The following is a 3,790-nucleotide window of genomic DNA, read 5'->3' on the forward strand; positions in this document are numbered from 1 at the left end:
ATCTTTGACGTCATGTCTGTCTTTCTGGTTGCGATGCGGTTGCTGATGAGCCCGTGTGGTCTATGCAAGCAACACGCCTAACCGTGCATGAACAAGGATGGATGGTTCAACACCAGCGGTTCAGCGCCAACAGCTCAACGGTTACCCTTGCGGCCTTCGAATTCGCGCAGGAACTCGTTGTTCGGCCCCAGAATCACGGTGGCAGTGCCGTCTTCAAAGGTCGTACGATAGGCCTGCATGGCGCGATAAAAAGCGTAGAACTCCGGATCCTTACCAAAACTATCGGCATAGATCCGCGCCGCGCTGGCATCGGCTTCGGCTTGCACCAATTGCGCCTGCTTGTTGCCCTGGGCACGGATGGTCGCAGCTTCCTGCTGGCGGGCCGAAGCCATGCGGGCATAGGCGGCTTCCAGCGGCGGGCCCGATGGCAGATCGGCGCGCTTGATGCGCACGTCCACGATCTCGGCGCCATATTGCTTGGCCTGGCTGTTCACGGTGGACTGGATTTCATCCATCAATTGGCCGCGTTCCGGCGACAGCAGTGCGGCAAACGGCTGCTTGCCCAGTTCGTTGCGCAGTTTCGACGCCAGAATGCGCTTCAACGCGTCGGCGGCATTCTGTTCGGTGCCCACGGTTTCCACCATGCGCTGCGGATTGACGATGCGGAACCGCGCAAAAGCATCCACCACCAGCCGCAGCTGATCGGTGGAAAGCACCGTCTGCGCATCGATATCGAGATCCATGATGCGTTTATCGATAAAGCGCACATCCTCGATGAAGGGCACCTTCATCGTCAGGCCGGCGCCGGTTTCACCCAGCTTCGCCTTGGGATCATACTCGTTCACGATCCGCTCCGGCTTGCCCAGGCGCAGCACCACGGCCTGCTGGGTTTCGGGAACGGTATAGAAACTGCTCATCGCCAGCACGACCAGGGCAAAGCCCAGGCCGGCCAAGATGGCAGGATTGCGGGTCAAGGTAGCCATCGTGTTGATCCTTTCCCTTACCGTGCCGGGGCCGGTTCGGCCGGCACGATGGCCGCACGGCGGCGCACTTCGGGCAGCGGCAGATAGGGCGCAACGCCGGGCGCATCCACCACGGTCTTTTCCACCTTGGCCAGCACCTTTTCCATGGTTTCCAGATACATGCGCTTGCGCGTCACTTCCGGAGCCAGGCGATACTGGGCATAAACCGCATCAAACCCGGCCGCATCGCCCTGCGCCTTGGCGACCAGCGCCTGGGCATAGGTGCGCGCCCGGTTCAGATATTGCTGCGCGTCCTGCTGGGCGGCGGAAACATCCTTGAAGGAACCATCGATGGCGGCGGGCGGATCGGCCTGCTTGATATCCACGCCGCGCACTTCGACACCGCTGCGATAGGAATCGAGCAGTTCCTCCATGCGTTCGCGCACCCGATCGGCGATCTGGGCGCGCTGCGGCCCCAGCGCGTCGTTCAGCGAGGCGCGGCTGATTTCGGCGCGCATCGCCGATTCGGCCACTTCGCGCACGGTCTTTTCCGGATCGGACAATTCATACAGGAAGTTTTCCGGATTCCGGATCTTCCAGCGCACCGTGTAGGCGAGGTTGATGATGTTCTGATCGCCGGTGAGCATCAGATTCTCGTTGGCGCCTTCGCTCGACGAGATATCGATGATGTTGATCTGTTCAACCTTGCGCAATTCCACCGCATCGATCGGCCACGGCAATTTGAAATGCACGCCCGGCCCCGTGGTACCAACATAGGCGCCAAAGCGCTGCACCACCGCGGCGGATTGGGCATCCACCGAGTAAAAGCTGGACAACACCACCCAGGCCGCCACGATCGCGCCGCCAGCCCACATCAGCCAGCGGCCATCGCCGATATCGAAACCGCCGCCGCCATTGCCGCCGCCGAACTGGGTTTTCAACCGTTCCTGGCTGCGCCGGATCAGATCATCGAAATCGCCGCCGCGACCCGGGCCGGGCTTGCCCATCGGGCGACGCGGCGGGCCTTCGCCCCATGGATTCACGGGCCGGTTTTCAGGCTTCTTGGCCGGCGTTTCGGCCGACGGCTCTCCATCATCGGCACCGGACGGGCGATCGCCGCCACCTTCACCATTGTTCTGCCACGGCATGGACTGGATGAGACCTTATCGAAAGACGTTGAAACATCTATATACGGACGCCGAACGTGGATTGCGAGACCATGCGGCACTGCGGCGACATTTGTCTGCGGTTATGGCTTCGACTGCAAGGAAGAACAGGCTGATGGCCGTGAAGGATGATGTGATGACCGCGCTGGCCGCGGTGGCCGATCCGGCTGGCGGCGGCACAGTGGTGGAAACCGGCCGCGCCGCCGGCGTGGTGGTGAAACCTGATGGCACCGTGGGCCTGGTGCTGGCGGTGGACGGCCTCGACAAGACAGCGGCTGAGCGCCTGCAGGCCGCGGTTGAAGCCGCCGTGAAACGCGTGCCCGGCGTGAGCGTCGCGCGCATCATCCTCACCGCCGATCGCGCCGCCACGCCCACGGCAGCGCCCAAATCCAGCACCGTGCCCGGCATCCGCAAATTGGTCGCCGTGGCCAGCGGCAAAGGCGGCGTCGGCAAATCCACCGTGGCCGCCAATCTGGCCTTTGCGCTGGCCCGCGCCGGGCAATCGGTCGGCCTGCTTGACGCCGATATCTATGGCCCGTCGGTCCCCACGCTGCTCGGCATCGAAGGCCGCGCCCGGGTGGAGAACGACAAACTGCAGCCCGAAGTGCGCCACGGCATCAAGGCGCTTTCGATGGGCATGATGACCGACCCCAACAAGGCGATCGTCTGGCGCGGGCCGATGGCGTCCTCGGCGCTCGTCCAGATGGTCGAACAATGCGATTGGGGCGCGCTCGACGTGCTGGTCATCGATCTGCCGCCCGGCACCGGCGATGTGCAGCTCACCCTGGCACAGAAACTGAAGCCCGATGGTGCGCTCATCGTCTCCACCCCACAGGATCTCGCCCTTATCGATGCCCGCCGCGCCGTCGCCATGTTCGGCGAAGTCAATGTGCGCGTGCTCGGCGTTGTCGAGAATATGGCCGGCTATTGCTGCCCCAACTGCGGCCACGTCTCCGATCCGTTCGGCCACGGCGGCGCCGAAGCCGAGGCCGGGGCCATGGGCGTGCCCTTCCTGGGCCGCATCCCGCTGCAGATGGACGTGCGGACCGCTTCCGAAACCGCCCAGCCCGTCGCCGGTGAGACAGCGGCCATTTTCGACGAGATCGCGCGCGGCATCATCATTACGGTCGGGCTGTGACCATGCTCACCGCCGACGCCGATATCGCCCGCCTGCTGGAACAGACGCGCACCATCGCCCTTGTCGGCGCCAGCGATCGGCCTGATCGCGCCGCCAACGAGGTGATGGCCATGCTGCTTGGCCACGGCTACCATGTCATCCCCGTCAACCCGCAGCTGGCCAGGCAAGTGATCCACGGCCAGACCGTGGTGGCGACACTGGCCGACATTGATGAGCCCATCGACATGGTCGACGTGTTCCGCCGCAGCGAATTCGTAGGGCAAGTGGTGGACGACGCCATCGCCGTGGGTGCGCGCGCCGTCTGGACGCAACTGGGCGTGATCGACTTTGTGGCCGCCGCCCGCGCCGAAGCAGCGGGGCTGCAGGTGGTTATGGATCGCTGCCCGAAAATCGAGATTCGGCGGCTGAGGGTGAGGCGGAAGTAACAGGGCCTCCGGCGGGCAGGGCCTGAGGCCTTGTACCCACTTTCGTTTTCAGGTGTGCCCGTTTCCTCCCCTCTCCCCTTGCGGGAGAGGGTCGACTCG

Annotated in this window: 4 protein-coding genes; 2 read left to right on the forward strand and 2 right to left on the reverse strand. The window is 64.0% G+C overall.

The window, feature by feature from the left end:
* Positions 1–134: 134 nt before the first annotated feature.
* Both RMO81_RS03410 and hflK read right to left on the reverse strand, forming a co-directional pair.
* Positions 135–983: a protease modulator HflC gene (locus RMO81_RS03410; RefSeq protein ID WP_310474334.1), complete on the reverse strand. Its 849-nt coding sequence runs from the start codon at positions 981–983 to the stop codon at positions 135–137.
* Positions 984–1,000: 17 nt separating this feature from the next.
* Positions 1,001–2,110 (reverse strand): FtsH protease activity modulator HflK, encoded by a 1,110-nt coding sequence (gene hflK, locus RMO81_RS03415; RefSeq protein ID WP_310474336.1) that lies wholly within the window; start codon positions 2,108–2,110, stop codon positions 1,001–1,003.
* A gap of 133 nt (positions 2,111–2,243) precedes the next feature.
* Here hflK and RMO81_RS03420 point away from each other — a divergent pair, with 133 nt between their 5' ends.
* Both RMO81_RS03420 and RMO81_RS03425 read left to right on the forward strand, forming a co-directional pair.
* Positions 2,244–3,266, forward strand: a complete 1,023-nt coding sequence (locus RMO81_RS03420; protein WP_310474337.1) for an Mrp/NBP35 family ATP-binding protein — start codon at positions 2,244–2,246, stop codon at positions 3,264–3,266.
* A gap of 2 nt (positions 3,267–3,268) precedes the next feature.
* Positions 3,269–3,691 (forward strand): CoA-binding protein, encoded by a 423-nt coding sequence (locus tag RMO81_RS03425; RefSeq protein ID WP_310474338.1) that lies wholly within the window; start codon positions 3,269–3,271, stop codon positions 3,689–3,691.
* Positions 3,692–3,790 lie beyond the last annotated feature (99 nt).

Origin of the sequence: Sandarakinorhabdus sp. (assembly GCF_031422795.1) — a bacterium.
Classification (GTDB): Bacteria; Pseudomonadota; Alphaproteobacteria; order Sphingomonadales; family Sphingomonadaceae; genus Sandarakinorhabdus.